Raw genomic sequence first — 18,788 nt, 5'->3', positions numbered from 1 at the left:
GGGGGCGTGGTGGGAACTTGGCGGGGTGCGGTGGTGTAGGTGAGTTGTCGGCATGCCAACTGCTTTAGGTTCACGTCAGGGGTTCGTATGTATCTCTTCAGGGGCACACTTCTGGTCGGGTGCGCTTTGGTGGTCGCGGGTTGTTCCTCGACGGCGGACGGCGCTATCGGTGCCGCGGAGCAACCGGCTGTCAGCAGCATTGCGGAGCTGCGGGCTGGGTCGGTCACGGTCAGGGTTCAGTCTGCTGAAACTCGCACTTCAGTGTCCCTGGTGGGCGGCGCCGGTCGGTCGCTTGAGCTTGATGGGCGGTGGGTGCTGCCGCGTGTCGTGGCGGACGGCCCGGTGGACGGCGCGACATCGGACGGCAGCCGCGCCGTACTCGCCGAAGCCGCCGGGTCCCGGGCAGGCACGAGTCGCTTCATGGTGGTTGACCTGAAGGCGATGGCATCGAAGCTGGTCGAGCTGCCCGGTGAGTTCACGTACGACGCCTGGTCGCCAGACGGGTCGCTGATCTACTTCATCGAGCACCGGCCGCCGGCCGATTCCGGCAAGTACGTCGTACGGGCGTATGACCGGGTGTCTGCGGCCCTGCGCCCTGATGCGGTGGCCGACAAGCGGACGTCGGGTGAGGAGATGGCCGGCGTTCCGATCGCGCGGGCGTCGACGCGGGACGGACGCAGTGTGGCGACGCTGTACGTACCCCATCCCAGCGGATCGCACGGCGACGGGCACGAGGGGCTCGGGCGCCCCCACGGGCCGTTCGTGCACCTGTTGTTTGCAGCCGATGCGACGGCCATGTGCGTCGATCTTCCGCCCGAGGTCGCTCGCGGCTGGACCATTGTTGTGCAGGGCAACGTTCTCCGCATCTCCGGGCCGGCGGCTCCGCGCGCCTACGCGATCGACCTCGGCTCCGGCGAACTCACCAAAACCGCCGGCACCACACGCTGACCTTCGGCGTCAGCTGGAGGGTTTGATGAAGGTTCCGATCAGTGCGCGGTAGCGTTCCACCGCGGCGCGGTTGCGGATGAAATCACGGAAGCCGTTGATCGGGCTGTTGTAGTCGGTGATGCGGCCGGCCGGAACCGCGACGTCGCGGCGGCTCGACCATTGCAGGACGGTGCGCTGGCGTTCCACGGTCAGTTGCCAGGCGAGGTAGAGCTTTGCGGCCGCTGGGTGGCGTGCCGCGCGGAAGATCGCGGCTGTCCGCGGCCAACTCATGAACTGGTCTGTCTTCGGGGTGAGGTACTGAACGGGGCCGGGTGCCAAAGATGCGACGTTGGCGAGACTCGCAGTGCGTTCGCCACTGGCCAGAATCGCGTTGGTCGTTGGTGAGTTCGCGACGATCAGCGGCCGCTGCGCCATGAACCGCTCCATGAACTGCAGCCCGTACTTCTGTGTCACCAGATAGAACGCGAACAGGATCGCGTCGTCACTCGTGGGGTCCGGAACCACGATCTTGTCGAGGAACGCCGGCGCCAGAAAGTCGATGGCATCTCGAGGCCGGTCGGCTTCGGAGAGGAGAGAGGTGTTGACGACGCGACCGAAGGACTGGACGCTGATGCCGATAAAGGTGTCGTCGGGATCCCGATACTGCTTGAAGACCTCCTCGGCGCCTGGGGGCCGGAATGGCAGCAGCGCGTTCTGGGCCTTCCAGTGCTCGAAGTCGTGCAGGGTCTGCAACTGAACGACGTCCGGTTCCAGTCCGCCGAGCGCCAACTGCCGGTCGACGAGGGCGCTGTGTTCGGTGCTGTAGCGGACCTTGATGACGGTGTCGATTCCGGGGAAGGCGGTGATGAACGCCTGCCGTGTCCGGTCCTCCTGGGTGGGAACACTCCCGCCGGCCCACACGACCAGCCCGCCGCCCTCGTCGAGCGCAGCCTGGTACAGCTGCTGCAGAACCGCCTCGTCACTACGGCCGGCCCCGAAGGCGCCGGTCTGGTTGAAGGCTAAGGCGGTCACGCCGGCCGCACCGGCGGCGCCGTACCGGAGAATGCTGCGCCGTCTGATGCTGTTCGTTGCAGGATCCATCGTTCTCTCCCTGGGTGGTTGATCAACGGACCGGACTCGCTTCCCAGGAAAGAGGCTCAGCCTCTGAACGACATCGGTGTCACCTCAGAGTCAGCTGAGAACTTGGCGGCAGCGGCCTGCGGAATCATCACCCTGAGCCAGGCTCCGCCGCGATGTGGCACGACTGTCGCGGAGCCTTGATGGGCGGCGACGATCGCGGCCACGATACTGAGACCGAGGCCGCTGCCTTCCCCGCTGCCCGCAACGCGATGCCGGCCCAGATCGGCGCGATAGAAGCGTTCGAACACCTTGTCCGCCTGGTCGGCCGCGATCCCCGGCCCTTGATCGATGACGTCGACAAGTTCGTCGTACCCGGCACGGCTGACCCGCACCTCGGCCGCGGTGCCGGCGGGGGTGTGGGCGCGGACGTTCGCCAGCAGGTTCCCCAGCACCTGGCTCAGTCGATGCTCGTCACCCACGACCGGATGCGCGCCGGGCTCGACGATCAGGGTCAGCGATCGGTGCGGATCGGCAGCCCTGGCATTCTGTACGGCGGCCGTGACCAGCTCGGCAAGGTCCAGCTCGACCCGGTCGAGTGGACGCCCTTGATCCAGCCGCGCGAGCAGCAGCAGTTCGTCGACCAGGCTGGTCATCCGATGGGTCTCGTCCTCGACCCGGCGCATCGCGTCGTCGAGCTGCTCGGGTTCGGTCAACGCCCCTTTCCGCACGAGCTGGGCATATCCCATGATCGCGGTCAGCGGTGTACGGAGCTCGTGACCGGCGTCGGCGACGAACCGCCGCAGCCGGTCCTCGGCGAGCTGCCGCTGCGTGAACGCGTGCTCGATCCGGCCGAGCATCTGATTCATCGACTGCCCGAGTACGGCGACCTCGGTCGGCGCCCCGGCGAGCTCGACCCGGTGGGACAGCTCCCCGTCGGCGATCCGTGTGGCCGTGGCGGACATCGTGTCCAGCGGCTTCAGCACGAACCTGCTCACGCCGACCGCAAGCGCCACGGCCAGTGCCAGGGCTGTCAGCGTGACGGCGAGCTCGATGAGGATCAGCCGGTAGACAACAGCGTCCGACCAGGCGGTGGCTTCCGACACCAGCAGAAAGCGCCCGCCGGGGAGCGTCGCGACCTGAATCCGGTAGTCCTCGCCCGCGGTGACGGTCACCGGGGCGCCACCGGCCGCATACCGCGCGAGATCCGCGACCGGCGGCGTCGGCAGCGTCTGTACGGCGCCCGCGTGCGAGAGTTGATTGCCTGCGGAATCGATGACCGCGACCGAGCAGCTACCCGCCTCGGCCGGGATCGACATCAGCTGCCCGTCGGGGCCCAGCGTTCGCTTGCTGTCCGACATCGCGATCTTGACCTGCTGATCGATCCGCTGATCCAAGAGGACTGCAGTCCCGTCACCCCGACGATGGCCGCGGCCGCGAGTCCGATCGCCGTGACCGCGAGCACGCCGGCCAGCAGCCTGCTGCGCAGCGATCGCAACCACGGTCGCCTCGCCATCAGGTCGCCGTACGAAGCAAGTAACCGGCCCCACGAACTGTCCGGATCAGCTGACCGTCCGGCCCGTCCAGCTTGCGCCGCAGGTAGTAGACATAGGTCTCGACGATCCCTGAATCGCCCTGGAAGTCGAATTTCCACACGTGGTCGAGGATCTGCGCCTTCGACAGCACCCGGCCCGCGTTGAGCATCAAGTAGTGCAGCAGCTGAACTCCGTCGCAGACAGGTCCACCAGCTCGCCACCACGCCACACCTCATGGGTATCCGGGTCGAGCTCAACCTGCCCCGCCTTCGGTCGCTCTCCAGGCTGCCGAACGCTCCGGCCCCGCTTCAGCAACACCCGGATCCGCGCCACGAGCTCATCCAGGTCAAACGGCTTGGTCACATAGTCGTCACCCCCGAGGGTGAGCCCGGGAACCTTGTCCTCCCGAGCGTCGCGAGCAGTCAGAAACAGCACGGGCGCGTCGACCCCGTCCCGCCGCAACCGCCGGCACACCTCGAACCCGTCCAGATCCGGCAGCATCACATCCAGCACGATCACCTCGGGCCGGAACTCGCGCGCCCGCTCGAGCGCCTCCCCACCCGTCGCCGCGGAAGCGACAGCGAAACCGGCGAACCGCAAAGTCGTGGTCAGCATGGCGAGGATGTTCTCCTCGTCATCAACCACCAGCACCCTGGTTTCCGGCATGGTCATCTTCCCGTCGGGCAGCAATCCACCCCACGATAAACACCAAACCTCAAAACCACCTCAGAACCTCGAGCCAGCGGTGGACCGAGCCGCGCCGCTTCCTCATCACGAGGCCCGCCTCGACCGGTCATCGGCCGAGGCGGAGGCTCTCGATCTCATGTCGCCCGGTCAGAGGGGTATCAGTGCGCAGCAGGGCCGCGAGCACCCGCCACCCGCCCCGGGGATGATCCCGCCGAGCGGCTCATTGAAGAACATATGACCAATCTGCCAGTCATATGATCGGTATACCAGTCATGTAACTGCTGGCGGTGGCGGGGTGACGCCGGCCTACGAAGCAGGCATGCGTGCGGCATTGCTGATCGCCGCACGCGCCTTCTCGTTGTGAGGTCCGCGGGTGAAGGCGTACCGACGGACGGGTAGAGGTGCCGCATTCGCCGTACTGGGAAGGCGCAGTAGGCGTAGTACTCGATGCTTGCCGCCACTACCACCCGTTCGTCGGTACGCCGCCAACGACTCGGTTAGCCGCGGGCGCGGCGCATGAGTAGCGACTGGCCGACCTTGGTGGTGAAGCCCCAGCGGCTGTAGAAGGGGACGAGGTCGGGCTGGCAGACCAGCTCGATGCTGCGAACGTCCTGAAGCGCTGGGTGCGTCACGATCGCTTCCATCAGGGTCGCGCCGTGCCCGGCACCGCGTGCATCGGGCGAGACGACCACGTCGAGGACCAGGGCGACGTGCGCGTAGTCGGTGAGGACCCGGGCGAAGCCGACCAGTCGGTCGGTGTCGATCAGAGCGAAGACGAGGTCCGATTCCGCGAGGATCCGAGCGGTCTCCGCGGAGGTTCGGTCGGTCAGCCACCAGGCAGAGCGGAAGAGGGTGGCGAGCTCGGGCAGTTGGTGGGGTTCGATGCGGTCGGCGACTGTCATGGCTCCAGTCTCGGGCAGGCCCCGCGTGCCGGGGCCTGCCGTGGGAGCGTCAGCTCGGGCGGGGGTTCCAGTCGGTCAGGTACGTCGATCGCGTGTGCGCATCGGCCTGCGATTCCGAGAGCTGGGGTCGGCCGTCGACGCCGGTGACCGCGCCTGGGCCGGTGTTGTGGTGCTCGAAGAACTCGGCGTCGCGCCAGGAGTATCCGCTCATGTCGGTCCAGGCCGGCGTACCGATGTGGGGGCCTAGCCAGGAGTTGCGGACCACTACGGCCGGGTCGACCAGGGGGTCGCTGCTGGGGTGCCAGGGCCGGCCCAGGAACACCGTGCCTGGAGCTGCGGGAGAGGTGAATCGGCAGTCGGTGAAGAGGAAACCGAGCCGGCCTTCGGGAGTTGAGGCCGCCGTGACGTAGCCGTTGACCTTCGAGGCGCGGTCGAGCGAGTGGATGGTCGACCGCTCGAAGACTGCGGTCGCCCGGCCGTAGACGAAGTCCACGTCGCCCTCGACATACGAATCGCGGACGTATACCCGCGAAGTGAGCTGCTTGGCCGGGGTGTCGGCCAGGAACGTGTCCTGGTTGCCGAGCAGCCGGACATTGTCGAGCATGGTCCGGTCTCCCGTCGTACGGAGTGCCAGTGCCTGGCTCGGGCCGTTCGCCTTCTCGTCGTAGTTGTTGACGATCGTGAGGTCCTCGAACCGTACGTCGGTCGCCAGGCTGCCGAGGGTGGCCGACAGGGTCGCGCCGTTCGTCCCGCCGTAGAATTTCGCGCCACCGGCCGGCAGGTCGTACTCCAGGACGACATCGGTGGCGTCGCCGGTCTCACCGCGAAGAGTCACGCCGTTCGCATTCGGCCAGAGCCGGACCGCCTCGCGATAGTTGCCCGGAGCCACAATCACCGTGACCGGGTGATTTGCACGAGCCGCCGCACCGACCGCAGCGCTGATACTTGCCGTGTCACCCGAACCATCCAGCGCGACCCGGATCCGACGACCGACCACCTCGTCAGCGGTCAGCGGACCGGCGTGGGCGGGCACCAGGCCGGCCACGATGTCGACAGGATCCGCCTTGTAGGCATAGAAGGTTGACGGGTCGAAGGTGGCGCCGGTGTGGTCGCGACGCCCGCGGGTTCCGATGAAGAGGTTGCCCTGCGAGGAGAGCTTCGAATCCGGATCCTTGGCCACGATTGGATCTTCGGCATTCGCGTACACGCTGTTCTCGACGACCAGCCGGGACGCGCCACGCGACATCGTGCCGTACTGACCGATGCCGTCCAGATAGTTGTTGTAGAGGTGACCCGCAAGCACGTTGTCGATACTCGCGTTGCGCTGGTAGGTGTTGGTGATCCAGTTGTGGTGCAACGTGATCGTGGTGAGGACGTTGGTCGTCCACCCCACCCCGATCGCCTTGTTGTTGTCGCGGAACACGTTCCAGGACAGGGTGATCGCGGTCGAGTCCTTGCGAACGTCGACGAGTCCGTCGCCCAGCCGAGCGAACTCGTTGTGGTCGATCCAGACGTGACTGGAGGTGTCTATCCGGATGCCGTCATTGTCGTTGTCGGAGCGTTTGCCGTCCCAGTCGCCCGGAATGTAGGAATCGCGGAACACCAGGTTGCGGATGATGACGTTGTCCACCCGATCGACGAACAACCCACCGCCGACCAAGCCGGCCTTCCGCCCGATCCCCGCGATCGTCTTGTTGGCAGCGACCGTGATCATCGAACCCCATGGCTGTACGGCGATCTCCCCGTTGACCAGGATGGTGAGCGGCTCAGGGCTGGCGGCTGCAGCGGCCAACGCGGACGCGGTCGTGACCGTGACGGTTCGGCCACCGGTCCCGCCCGTCGTGCCGCGCGGATGTGCGGCGTCGGCCGTCGAGGCGAAGCCGGTTGGCAGCGGCGACCACACCGGCCCATCCGCCGTACTGGTCGAGGGAGCGCGCATCGCCTTCAGCAGCGCGGCACCGGCGACCGCCGGATCGGTCGGGTCGAGGCCGAAGGGCAACCGGCCGGCCCCGGCCCACGACTGGACCGCTTGCCTGGCAAGCTTCGCGGGCTGGATGACGCCGTGCGGTCCGGCCGAACCCGGGACCGATGCGGCCAACGGCGTACCGGGGTTCGCGGTGTTGTAAGCAGCCAGTACGTCGGTCTCCCGGCCGTTGACCCAGGTGCCGGAGGCATCGATCCCGGTACCGCCCCAGTTGTAGATGATCTCAGCCGGGGCGACGCCGTCCGCGAGCTCGAATGTGTTCTGCCGGGCGGTGATGCTCGACTCGACCCCGACGCCCCACGAGTACTCGTAGTGCTCGGGATCGGTGACCCGGTAGAGGTTGTTGTAGACGAGCGCTTGCCCGTAGCGCACCCGCGGCGCACGCTGCACCAGGTCCACGAATTCGTTGTGGTGCAAGGTGACGCGGATCTTGCCACGGTCGGCGACCACGTTGTCGCCGTTACCCCACAGCATCGACTTGTCGTGGCCGACCAGCCGACTCCAGGAGATCGTCACCAGGTCCGCCTGACGCACGACGTCCAGCAGTCCGTCATGGCGCAGGAAGTACTGCCCGAAGTACTTCGGCTGTTCCGTGTCGACGGTCTTGCCGTCGTCAAGGGTGAGGTGGTCGAGCCAGACCCGGGTCGCGCCGCTCACCACCAGGTTGTCGTACTCGGTCTTCCAGGTCTCACCGTTCCAGAGCGGGAAGCAGTCGTAGGCGTCGGAGATCCGCAGGTTCCGGATGATGACGTTGCTGACCTTCTCGATGTCCACCTCGAGGCCGGTGAGCGTCGACCGCCCGACCCCGATCAGTGTCGTGTTCGCGCCGATCTTGATCTTCACCTGCTGGGCTTGTGCGGTGGCAGAAGCCTTGCGGGCAAGCTCCATCGGGCCGGCGGCCGGCCCGGTCCAGTGCGCGGGATCGAACGCCTCCAAGTACTTCTCCAGCGTGTACCCGTCGCGTTGATAGTCGGCACAACTGATCGCCGTACCGTCGGCGCGCCGGTTGCCGTCGATGGTGCCGGCGACCCGGACGATCTTCGGCTCGTCACCCTGTACGGCGGCAGCGAGCTCATCGCGGTTGTCGACCGTGACGACCTTGGTCGCGGCCGCACCACCCGACGTACCGCCGTCGGTCGAGGCCCAGCCGTCGCCGGGGGCCAGTGGCTGCCGCTCGAAGATCGGAGCTGGCTGGGCGGCAGCGGATTGCGGAACGGCGGTGACAAGGCCGCCGACCAGCGACAAGGCGCAGGCGGCGAGTAGTAGGCGGGGTTTCGGCTCAGCTGATGTGAAGGACATCCTGGCCTCCTGGGAGCGGTGGGCTCCTCAGTGAGGAACCGGTTCCCCAGAGGTTAACGACGTCCCACGATCACGACAAGAGCTCAGCGAGGGACCGGTTCCTCAGGCGTGGCGGGCCGAGGTCACCCGGGCGACGGCGAGGTCGGCCAGGTCCGCGGCGTCGGCGTGACTGAGTCGCCGATCCACGACCAGCGACACCAGCGAGGTCTCGAAGGTCTCACCCGGCGCCAGCACGCGCGCCGAGTCCCACGCCAGCGAAGGGCCGGCGCCCACGTAGTCGGACAGCCGCACGAACCACGGCAGCGGCTCCTGCCCGTCCTGCACCAGCACGACGGACGTCCACGCGTCGCCATGCAGAGCGCTCACGACCAGCCACGGTGACTTCGATCCATGCGCGTCGGACTCACCGGCGCCATCCACCGTGAGCAACTCCGTGCGATCGCCGAACGGGAACCGCCAGAAGATGCCGCCGTACCCGGCACCTGGACGGCCGTTGACCGCAGGACTGGAGATCGTCGCACCAGAGGGCGCAGTGAGACCGCTGTGCCACCCCAACGCCCACGCCTCGGCCTCAGCGATCAGTACGCCGGTCAGTCGGCGTTCCTCGAGCAGTTGCTGGCGATCGTTCTGGTCGGCCCAGGTGATCCGGTCGAGCAGACCAGCACTCCCCTCGACGGACAGCTGAGTGCTGATCTGCCGGCCGTGGTTCGACAGCAGGGTCGGGCCCTGCCCCGGTAAGAACGTGCGGCCGCCCCAGTACGTCGTACCGTCGACGTCCGCAACTGTCAGCGACAGCCCGTAGTGGTGCCGGTGGTCGACAGGGCTGGTGAGTGTCAGAGCCGTCCCGGACAACGAGTGGATGGGGTGGAGGTGCGGGCGCGGACTGTGCACCCGAGGCATCGCTGCACCACCGACATAGCGGGTGAGCAGCGCGTCGAGACCTTCGAAGACGGCGCTGTCTCCCTCGAGCTTCCATTCGGCAGTGAGGCCGTCGCCCCGCTTGCGGTGAATCAATCCGGCCGTGCCCGACGACGGAGCCCCCAAGCGGCGCGCCGGTGGGACCGGACCGCTGCTGGACCGCACCACCAGCGTCGGCTCGATCACCTCGACCTCACCTGGCTCAGCATCCGCCGCCTCGATGGTGGCGAGCAGCCGCGCCCAAGCCCGGCGACCGAATTCCGCCTGCGGTACCAATGCAGTCGTCAGTGACGGCGTGGCGAACCGCGCCAGCTCGATGTCGTCGAAACCGGTCACCGAGATGTCTCCCGGTACGGCGACGCCCGTCTCGTTCAGCCGGGCGAGCAGCCCGAAAGCGACCAGGTCGTTGAAGGCCAGTACGGCGGTGGCGCGCGAATCCAGCACCTCGTCGGCGACCTGGTAGCCGGCGTCCACGGTCGAGCCGCCGGCGATGGTCCGGACGCGCACGAAGGGATGCCGGGCCCGCGCTTCCTCGAGGGCGCGGGCGCGGACGTGATGCGAGGCGGAGCTCGGCGGTCCGGCGACGTAGGCCAGATCGCGGTGACCGTTCTCCACCAGGTGGTCCACCAGCAGTGCGATGCCGCGGGCGTAGTCGACCCTCAGGGCCGGCACGCCTTCGGCCAGCCGATTCAGGAGCACGACCGGCCGCACCTCCGGCAGCAGCGCGAGCAACTCCTCCTCGGGCATCCTCGGCGCGGCCAGGATCACGGCGTCACAGCGAAGCCGCGCCTCCAGCGCGACCTCGGCCTCGCGCGCAGGGTTCTCCACCGTCTCCGCGACCAGGATCCGGTAGCCGGTCTCGTCGGCGGCCGCCATCGCGCCGCGCAACAACTGCTGGAACATCGGGTTGCCCAGGTCGGGCACCACGAGAGCAACGGTGTTGGTGCGGCCCAGTGACAGGCCACGGGCCAGCTTGCTCGGCCGGTACTGCAACTGGTCCGCGACGGCGAGCACCCGGGCCACGATGTCCGGCGCGACGTTGGCCTGGCCGTTCATCACCCGGGAGACGGTGGACCGCGAGACGTGCGCCGCGCGGGCGACTTCGCCGATGGTGCTGCCGCTCTTGATCTGCCGTGCCATCTGGGCTCCGCCCTCCTCTGATCCGGTCCTCACCGCCACCGCGCGGAATGTGACGTAGCCCGCAGTATCGTCTGCCGGCGTGCCGGACCGGGCCTGAAGTGTCGCGCGATCAGTCGATCGTAGCCTATGGGAAACCGGTTCCTGGGCTGTTATGGTCGCCATCCATAAACCGGTTCCTGACCGGGGCGAAGTACGCATAGAGAGAAGGCGGACCATGAAACAGCGACGTCTCAGCGGTCTCGCCGCCGCGGCGGCGGCTCTGGCGCTGACGCTCGGCGCCTGTGCAGGGCCGGGCAACACCGGAGCCGCGGAACCCGGAACCGATGACTGGGGTGATCCCAAGGGCAGCATCGAGTTCTGGGACACCAACGCCAATCCGCGCCTGAGCGCGGAGTGGGACAAGTCGATCAAGGCGTTCGAGAAGGCCAATCCCGACATCGACGTCAAGTACGTCGGCCTGCCCAACTCCTCGTACCTGCAGAAGGTGAACAACGCGCTGGCCACCGGTCAGGTGCCGGACGTGCTGCTGATCGGGAACGACGTCGCCAGCCTGATCGCCCAGAAGGCGCTGGCGCCGCTGGACGATGCGGTGAAGGATGCCGGGCTGGACGCGAAGCTCGACCCGAAGATGATCGAGAACGAACGCCGGAACTCGGCGGACCAGAAGCTGTACAAGCTGCCGTTGAGCGCGCTGTCCGACGTGATCTGGTACCGCACGGACTGGCTGAAGAAGGCCGGCCTGAAGGAGCCCACCAGCTACGACGAGTTCTTCGCGACCGCGAAGGCGCTCACCAAACCCGACGTCAACCAGTTCGGTTTCGCCTTCCGGGGCGGCCCGGGCGCGATGCCGCCGATGATCGCCATGACGTACGGGATGTCCGGTGTGAGTGAGTTCCTCACCAAGGACGGCCAGGCGACGCTGGACCAGCCGGAGAATGTCGCGGCCTTCAAGAAGTACATCTCGCTCTACGGCACGGTCAGCGCGAAGGCGGATCTGTCCAACGACTACGCCAAGATCGTTGCCGCGTTCGACGGCGGTTCGGCATGGGCGACGCACCACAACCTCGGCTCGTACCAGGACCACCTGAAGGCACTGGGGTCGAACGTGGTCGGCGTGCAGCCGTTCCCGAACGCCGACGGTGTCATCACCGCTACTGCCCCGGCCGTGTCCGGACTCGGAGTCCTTGCCAAGAGCAAGCACAAGGCCGCGGCCTGGAAGTTCGCCGAATTCATGTCCACGCAGGGCAACTCCGACTGGTCGCAGACTGTCGGTCAGGTGCCGGCATCGCTGGAGGCACAGAAGGCCGAGTGGATCACCAAGGCGCAACCGCTGACCGCGATCGTCGACGCCGGCAAGAACCCGAAGACGCAGTACCTGCAACTGCCGACGTACCTGCCGGACTGGGGTTCGATCCTGAAGACGGAGATGGAACCCGACTTCCAGTCCGTCCTGCAGGGCAAGCTGAGCCCGGAGGACTTCCTCGGGAAGTACGCCGACCGGTTCGAGAAGGCGCAGACCGAGTACGTCGAGCATGCCGGGAAGTAGCTGGTTCACCTGGCGAGCGTGTCGGTGAGGAAGTCCGCCGCCAGGTCCTGCATCGCCCGGTCGAATCGATGCGGACCGGGCAGCACGACTCCGCGATAGTTGCCGCGGGCACCCTCGAAACGGTTCCGCAGGAGGGTGTCCGCGTCGTGCATTCCCTGTCGGGGAAAGAGTTCGTCGTCCTCGGCGTACAGGACGAGTTGGTGATGCAGTCCGCGCGCGACGGCGTACTCCGGCCACTCTTTGTCCCGGCCGATCCCCGGGGTTGCGAGCAGCCAGGAATGCGCGTCCAGGTACGCCGGGAACATCGCCGCGAAGGTGCTCATCATGCAGACCACCACGCTCGCGGTGATCTCCGGCGCCAGTGCGGTCAGGTGAACGGCGCGGCCGCCGCCTCCGGAGAAGCCGACGACGCCGAGTCGGCCGGGATCGACACTGGGCATGGCTGCGAGCACCGATAGCGCGGTCAGGTCGTCATGAGCGACGGCCCCGGCGAACGACGTACCCATGACTCCGGCGTACTTCGCCACTGTCGCCTCGTGTTCGGCGGCCATCGCGTCGTACGTCGCTCTGGTCTTGCGCAATCGCCAGGGCGGTGGATCGAAGGTGAAACCGCGTGAGCCCCACGCGAAGGTGTCATGAGCAAGGACTGCAAAGCCCTGGCGGGCAAGGCGATCCGCCAACGCCTGCTCTTCGTAGAGGGTCGCTCTGAGCTGGCATGCCCCCGGCGACGGCTCGCGGGTCGTGACCAGTCGTTCAGCGCCGCAATGCTTGACTCCGGCGTGGCAGTGCAAGGCGAGTACGCCGGGCAGCGTGCGGTCGTCGTCCGGGCGCACGAGCCAGCCGCGCGTCGGTGGACCGAACGCCGTCCGCCAGGACAGCTCCGTCGTCACCAGGCCGTCGTGGTGCCAGCGATCTACCTCGATCGGTTCGGCCTTCGGCGGCGCGAGGACGCCCAGCATCTCGGCCAGTTCGGTGGTGACGGCGTCGCCCGACACGACCGGCCCCGCGCGCCAGGTAGCGGGCCAATCGTCGTACCCGCCGATCGCGGACGGGCGCGACGTGCTCATCCCTTCACCGCCCCGGCCGACAACCCCTGCACCAGGAAGCGTTGTACATAAGCGAAAACCAGCACCACCGGTACGACGGCCACGACGCCGCCGGCCGCGAGTGCACCGAAGTCGACGCTGTATTCGCCGAGCATGTAGCTCAGGCCGACCGGGATCGTGAACTGGTCCTGGGAGTTGAGGAACATCAGCGCGAACAGGAAGTTGTTCCACGACGAGATGAACGCGAACGAGCTGATCGCCACGACACCAGGGCGCAGCAGCGGCAGCACGGTCATCCGGAAACCGCGGAAGCGGCCGCAACCGTCGACCCAGGAGGCTTCCTCGAGCTCGACCGGGATGTTCTTGATGAAGCCGGCCATCAGGATGATCGACAGCGGCAGGTGGAAGACCGCGTCGGCCACCACGATGCTCCACAAGGTGTTGATCAGCTGCGTGGCGCGGAAGATGTCGAACAGGGGGATCAGCATCATCGCGCCGGGCACGAACTGCGTGCACAGCATCAGGACCATGATGGCGCCCTTGCCCTTGAAGCTGAACCGGGCCAGTGCGTAACCGCCGGCCAAGGCGATCACGGTGGTCAGGATGACGGTCAGCACCGCGATGACGACCGAGTTCTTGAAGAAGACGCCGAACCCTGCGCCGTTCCAGACGGTGTCGAAGTGCTCGAAGGTGAGCGGCCACGGCACCAGGGCCGTCGAACCCGTCTTCCGGAACGCGAAGAGCAGGATCCAGTAGAACGGCACCAGCGTGAACAGCAGGTACACGCCCAGCGGCAGGTAGATCGCCCAGCGCGGGACCTGCCGGGCCCTGGTCATTCGGTCTCCTTTCCTGCCCTGGCGAGCCAGAGGTAGGTGACGGAGCAGACGGCGAGGATCACGAACGCCGACATGGTCAGGGCCGAGCCGTAGCCGAACTCCTTGGCGTCGACTGCCTTGCGGGCGACGTACAGCGGAAGAGTCATGGTCGAGTTGCCCGGCCCACCGCCGGTCAGCGTGTAGAGGAGGTCGACGTTGTTGAACTCCCACACCGCGCGCAGCAGGGTCGACAGGATGATCGCGTTGCGCAGGTGTGGCAGGGTGATCGACCAGAACCGGCGGAACCGGCCGGCCCCGTCCACCTCGGCCGCCTCGTACAGATCGCCGGAGATCGACTGCAGATCGGCGAGGATGAGGATCGCGAAGAACGGCACACCGCGCCAGAGCTCAGCCAGTACGGCGGCCCAGAACGCCGTACCGGGTTCTGTCAGTAGGCTCGTGCCGTATTCGCCCACGCCGGCATCGGCGAGGTAGCGCCCGAAACCTGTGGTGGGGTTGTAGATCAGCAGCCAGATGGTCGTGGTCAGAACGCCGCTGACCGCCCAGGGTGAGAACACCAGCGCGCGGGAGATCGCGCGGCCGATGAAACTCTCGTTGATCACCAGGGCCAGCGCGAGACCGAAGACGAGCTGCAGTGACACCTCCACGACGACCCACTGCCCGGTGAAGACCAGCGACTGCCAGAACAGATCGTCGCGCAGCATCTCCGCGTAGTTCCCGAGCCCGACGAACCCGTTGTCCCACGGCTTGGTGACGTTGTACTTGTACAGGCTGTAGTAGACGACGCTGCCGATCGGATACACCAGGAAGACCGCGAGCAGGATCCCAGCCGGCGCCAGCAGCAAGTACGGCGTCCATCGCTCCCGCGGCCGCCGCCGGGCCGGCCGCGCGGCGGCAGTGAGCACGGTCATGTCATCTCCACTCCGGAACCGGTTTCTCACGCTTGGTCGCTGGAGCTGGCAACTATAGGCGAGAAACCGGTTCCTGAGGAGATGGGCGGGCGACCGAGTGTTTGGTGTTGCGGCAGGTAATCTTGACTCGTTCCAGAAAAGGGGGAAGACTGCGGGTGTGCCGACCGTGGAAGAGCTCCAGCAGCTGTTGCGGGGGAGCGAGCTGCGCGTGACGCGGCCACGGGTCGCGGTGCTGCAGGCGGTGTATGCGCATCCGCATGCCGACACGGACTCGTTGATCGGGGCCGTGCGCAACGATCTGCCGGACGTGTCGCACCAGGCGGTCTACGACTCGCTGCACACGTTGACGGCGGCGGGATTGGTACGGCGAATTCAGCCGCTCGGCTCGGTGGCGCGGTACGAGTCCCGGGTCGGCGACAACCATCACCATGTCGTGTGCCGCAACTGCGGTGCCATTGCCGATGTCGACTGTGCGGTGGGGCATGCGCCCTGCCTGCACGCGTCCGACGACCACGGTTTCGTGATCGACGAGGCCGAGGTCATCTACTGGGGGCTCTGCTCCGACTGTGCTTGACCTTCTGTGAAAAATACGTCCAGTCCTGGAAGGATTCAGATGTCCGACAACCATGAGCCGCACGAGCCCCTGCCCGGTGAAGGCAGCGAGGAGAGCCGCGGCGAAGACAACGCCCAGGCGGCCGGCGGCTGCCCGGTAGCCCACGGTCAGGGTGTGCAACCCACCTCGGGTGACGCCAACCGGGCCTGGTGGCCGAACCAGCTGAACCTCAAGATCCTGGCCAAGAACCCGGCCGTGTCGAACCCGCTCGGTGCGGACTTCGACTACGCCGCCGAGTTCCAGACGCTCGACCTGGCCGCGGTGAAGGCGGACATCGCCGACGTACTGACGACCTCGCAGGACTGGTGGCCGGCCGACTTCGGCAACTACGGCCCGCTGATGATCCGGATGGCGTGGCACAGCGCCGGGACGTACCGGATCAGCGACGGCCGCGGTGGCGCCGGTGCGGGACAGCAGCGGTTCGCGCCGCTGAACAGCTGGCCGGACAACGCCAACCTGGACAAGGCCCGGCGGCTGCTCTGGCCGGTGAAGAAGAAGTACGGCCAGAAGATCTCCTGGGCCGACCTGCTGATCCTGACCGGCAACGTGGCGCTCGAGACGATGGGCTTCAAGACCTTCGGGTACGCCGGTGGCCGGGCCGACGTCTGGGAGCCGGAGACCGATGTCTACTGGGGCCCCGAGACGGGCTGGCTGGACGACGAGCGGTACAGCGGTGACCGCGAGCTGCAGAAGCCGCTGGGCGCCGTACAGATGGGTCTCATCTATGTGAACCCGGAAGGCCCGAACGGCAACCCGGACCCGATCGCCTCGGCGCGCGACATCCGCGAGACCTTCGGCCGGATGGCGATGAACGACGAGGAGACCGTGGCGCTGATCGCCGGCGGTCACACCTTCGGCAAGACGCACGGTGCGGGCGACGCGGAGCTTGTCGGCGTGGAGCCGGAAGGCGCGGACCTGGAACACCAGGGCCTGGGCTGGAAGAGCTCGTACGAGTCCGGCAAGGGCAAGGACGCGATCACCAGCGGTCTCGAGGTCACCTGGACCACGAAGCCGACGCAGTGGACGAACGACTTCTTCGAGATCCTGTTCGGTCACGAATGGGAGCTGACCAAGTCTCCGGCTGGTGCGAACCAGTGGGTCGCGAAGGACTCCGAGGCGATCATCCCGGACGCGTACGACGGTCCTGCGAAGAAGCCGACGATGCTGACGAGTGACCTGGCGCTGCGCTTCGACCCGATCTACGAGCCGATCTCGCGCCGGTTCAAGGACAACCCGGAGCAGTTCGCGGACGCGTTCGCCCGCGCCTGGTTCAAGCTGACCCACCGCGACATGGGCCCGATCGCGCGCTACCTCGGCTCCGAGGTTCCCGCCGAGACGCTGATCTGGCAGGACCCGCTCCCGGCCGTCGACCACGAGCTGATCGGCGCCGACGACGTCGACGCGCTGAAGGCGCAGATCGCGGCCTCCGGCCTGTCGGTGTCGCAGTTGGTGTCGACCGCGTGGGCCTCGGCGTCCAGCTTCCGCGGCAGCGACAAGCGCGGTGGCGCGAACGGCGCCCGCATCCGCCTGCAGCCGCAGGCCGGCTGGGAGGTCAACAACCCCGACCAGCTCGCCCAGGTGCTGCGCACGCTCGAAGGCATCCAGCAGGCCTTCCCCAAGCCAGTCTCGCTGGCCGACCTGATCGTGCTCGCCGGTGGTGTCGGCGTCGAGGTCGCAGCCAAGAACGCCGGCGTCGACATCGTCGTACCGTTCACCCCGGGCCGCACGGACGCGACCCTCGAGCAGACCGACGTCGAGTCCTTCGAGGCCCTCGAACCGGCCGCCGACGGCTTCCGCAACTACTACGGCAAGGGCAACCGCCTCCCCGCGGAGTACCTCCTCCTCGACAAGGCGAACCTGCTCACCCTGAGCGCCCCCGAGCTCACCGTCCTGGTCGGCGGCCTCCGCGTCCTCGGCACCAACTACGACGGCTCCGCCCACGGCGTCCTCACAGACAACCCAGGTACCCTCACCAACGACTTCTTCGCGAACCTGCTCGACCTGAGCACCGAGTGGAAGTCGACCGACAAGAGCCAGGAGTTCTTCGAGGCCCGCGACACCGCCGGCACCGTCAAGTGGACCGGCACCCGCGCCGACCTCGTCTTCGGCTCGAGCTCCGAACTCCGCGCCGTCGCCGAGGTCTACGCCTCCGACGACGCCAAGTCCAAGTTCGTCACCGACTTCGTAGCCGCCTGGCACAAAGTCATGGAACTAGACCGCTTCGACCTCCACCGCTGACTACTTCGTGAACGCGGCCGTCTCCTGCTCGCAGGAGGCGGCCGCCTTCTTGGGCTCAGAACAGTGAGATTCGTCGAGAACGTTACTGGCCGGGGTCGAGTCGTATCGGTGCCGACGCATCTGCCTCAGCTGGACATCGGTACGGCGCTTGCCACGGTGACACTGCCGTTGCATCTGAACTGGTCCGACCCTGGTCGCCGGTACAACCTGCGGGATCGAGCCGACCGCGCGAGGGTGTACGAGACGGTCCTGCGCGAGGGCGGGCCGGAAGACATCCTGAAGTACGTCGATGGAGCCCTTCTGGTCGACCTCTGGCCGGATCTCGTGCTGCCGCGGGACGTTCGTGCCCTCTGGACCAAGCTGATCGAGGACGCCGCATCACCCTGACGCAGTTGCCGACGGGTGTGATGAGCGAGCATGTCCTCGAGTGGAAGCTCCGTGCTGCTGGCCATCGATTTCTGGCGGCAATCTCCTTCCACTCGACGTCGGATTGCTGTTGTTGCACGGCCTTCTGCTTGACGGGTGGGTGGAGGCGGACCGCCATCACCGTCCAACTCCGTGCGGCTCGTGCGCTTCACGCTCAGCGGGTCCCGTCCGGGGTACCGCGGAGCGGTTTAGTGGGTGATGCAGGTCCGCCCCGGCCACACATGAATTCGGGAACCGGAGCCCGTCCGCCCGGCCGCGTCTCTGATTGCTTGTGAGGGGTGGGGGTGCGTGACAGGCTGGCGGAGGATTTGGCGTCGGCGAAGGGGCACTGGGATGCGGTTTCATCTTGATCGGGAACCTGCTGGGGACCTGACGTTCAGTGATGTGTTCTTGGTGCCTAGCCGGTCGCGGGTTACTTCGCGGCTGGATGTCGACCTTTCGACCGGGGACGGGAGTGGGGCTTCGATTCCGGTGGTGGCGGCGAACATGACCGCGGTGTCGGGGCGGCGGATGGCGGAGACCATTGCGCGGTGTGGTGGGCTGGCGGTGATTCCGCAGGATATTCCGGTGGATGTGGTGGGGGAGGTTGTTGCCTGGGTCAAGGAACGGGATCCGGTGCACGACACGGCTCTGGTGTTGCCGCCGTCGGGGACGGTGGGGGAGGCGCTGAATCTGCTGCCGAAGCGGGGGAATGGGGCGGTGG

General features: G+C 67.1%; 16 protein-coding genes. 6 read left to right on the top strand and 10 right to left on the bottom strand.

Annotation, left to right across the window (positions count from 1 at the left end; genetic code table 11):
• The first annotated feature begins 312 nt into the window (after positions 1-312).
• The gene (locus tag E1261_RS30400) at positions 313-948 is read left to right on the top strand and encodes a hypothetical protein (protein WP_132412592.1); all 636 of its coding nucleotides are present in this window, start codon (positions 313-315) and stop codon (positions 946-948) included.
• A 9-nt stretch (positions 949-957) separates the two neighbouring features.
• Here the strand turns inward: E1261_RS30400 and E1261_RS30395 are convergent, their stop codons facing one another.
• The 7 genes from E1261_RS30395 to E1261_RS30370 form a co-directional block, all read right to left on the bottom strand.
• Positions 958-2,028 carry an ABC transporter substrate-binding protein gene (locus E1261_RS30395; RefSeq protein ID WP_132412590.1) on the bottom strand — a complete coding sequence of 357 codons (1,071 nt, stop codon included), beginning with the start codon at positions 2,026-2,028 and terminating at the stop codon, positions 958-960.
• Positions 2,029-2,084: 56 nt separating this feature from the next.
• On the bottom strand, positions 2,085-3,506 hold the full coding sequence (locus E1261_RS30390) for a sensor histidine kinase (RefSeq protein ID WP_132412588.1): 1,422 nt from the start codon (positions 3,504-3,506) through the stop codon (positions 2,085-2,087).
• A gap of 13 nt (positions 3,507-3,519) precedes the next feature.
• Positions 3,520-3,708: a winged helix-turn-helix domain-containing protein gene (locus E1261_RS47050; RefSeq protein WP_338033960.1), complete on the bottom strand. Its 189-nt coding sequence runs from the start codon at positions 3,706-3,708 to the stop codon at positions 3,520-3,522.
• Positions 3,708-4,205 (bottom strand): response regulator transcription factor, encoded by a 498-nt coding sequence (locus E1261_RS30385; RefSeq protein WP_338033959.1) that lies wholly within the window; start codon positions 4,203-4,205, stop codon positions 3,708-3,710. Before E1261_RS30385 ends, E1261_RS47050 begins: the two co-directional genes overlap by 1 nt.
• A 518-nt stretch (positions 4,206-4,723) precedes the next feature.
• Positions 4,724-5,128, bottom strand: coding sequence for a GNAT family N-acetyltransferase (locus tag E1261_RS30380; RefSeq protein ID WP_132412586.1), 405 nt, complete (start codon positions 5,126-5,128; stop codon positions 4,724-4,726).
• A 49-nt stretch (positions 5,129-5,177) separates the two neighbouring features.
• Positions 5,178-8,411, bottom strand: a complete 3,234-nt coding sequence (locus E1261_RS30375; RefSeq protein ID WP_132412584.1) for a pectinesterase family protein — start codon at positions 8,409-8,411, stop codon at positions 5,178-5,180.
• 102 nt (positions 8,412-8,513) lie between these two features.
• Complete coding sequence (locus E1261_RS30370; RefSeq protein WP_132412582.1) at positions 8,514-10,469, bottom strand: DUF6807 family protein; 1,956 nt, start codon at positions 10,467-10,469, stop codon at positions 8,514-8,516.
• 214 nt (positions 10,470-10,683) lie between these two features.
• On the opposite strand from E1261_RS30370, the gene E1261_RS30365 reads away from it, so the two are divergent.
• On the top strand, positions 10,684-12,015 hold the full coding sequence (locus E1261_RS30365) for an ABC transporter substrate-binding protein (RefSeq protein WP_165952702.1): 1,332 nt from the start codon (positions 10,684-10,686) through the stop codon (positions 12,013-12,015).
• A 5-nt stretch (positions 12,016-12,020) separates the two neighbouring features.
• On the opposite strand, the gene E1261_RS30360 is transcribed toward E1261_RS30365, so the two are convergent.
• From E1261_RS30360 to E1261_RS30350, 3 genes are read right to left on the bottom strand one after another with little or no spacing between them, the layout of a single operon-like run.
• The gene (locus tag E1261_RS30360) at positions 12,021-13,082 is read right to left on the bottom strand and encodes a dienelactone hydrolase family protein (protein WP_132412578.1); all 1,062 of its coding nucleotides are present in this window, start codon (positions 13,080-13,082) and stop codon (positions 12,021-12,023) included.
• Positions 13,079-13,897: a carbohydrate ABC transporter permease gene (locus E1261_RS30355; RefSeq protein ID WP_132412576.1), complete on the bottom strand. Its 819-nt coding sequence runs from the start codon at positions 13,895-13,897 to the stop codon at positions 13,079-13,081. Before E1261_RS30355 ends, E1261_RS30360 begins: the two co-directional genes overlap by 4 nt.
• Positions 13,894-14,808, bottom strand: coding sequence for a carbohydrate ABC transporter permease (locus tag E1261_RS30350; RefSeq protein ID WP_132412574.1), 915 nt, complete (start codon positions 14,806-14,808; stop codon positions 13,894-13,896). The genes E1261_RS30355 and E1261_RS30350 overlap by 4 nt, the downstream gene beginning before the upstream one ends.
• A 166-nt stretch (positions 14,809-14,974) precedes the next feature.
• Between E1261_RS30350 and E1261_RS30345 the strand changes: the two genes are divergently transcribed.
• The 4 genes from E1261_RS30345 to E1261_RS30330 all read left to right on the top strand — a co-directional run.
• Positions 14,975-15,382, top strand: a complete 408-nt coding sequence (locus E1261_RS30345; protein ID WP_272948619.1) for a Fur family transcriptional regulator — start codon at positions 14,975-14,977, stop codon at positions 15,380-15,382.
• Positions 15,383-15,421: 39 nt separating this feature from the next.
• The gene (katG, locus tag E1261_RS30340; protein WP_132412570.1) at positions 15,422-17,659 is read left to right on the top strand and encodes a catalase/peroxidase HPI; all 2,238 of its coding nucleotides are present in this window, start codon (positions 15,422-15,424) and stop codon (positions 17,657-17,659) included.
• A gap of 108 nt (positions 17,660-17,767) precedes the next feature.
• Entirely contained in the window at positions 17,768-18,046 is a 279-nt protein-coding gene (locus tag E1261_RS30335; protein WP_132412568.1) for a hypothetical protein, read from the top strand.
• A gap of 372 nt (positions 18,047-18,418) precedes the next feature.
• The coding region (locus E1261_RS30330; protein WP_202875168.1) for an IMP dehydrogenase at positions 18,419-18,788 on the top strand (370 nt) is incomplete at its 3' end.

The organism is Kribbella albertanoniae (assembly GCF_004348455.1).
GTDB classification, from domain to species: Bacteria; Actinomycetota; Actinomycetes; order Propionibacteriales; family Kribbellaceae; genus Kribbella; species Kribbella albertanoniae.
This window is presented reverse-complemented; position numbering and strand designations above follow the sequence as displayed.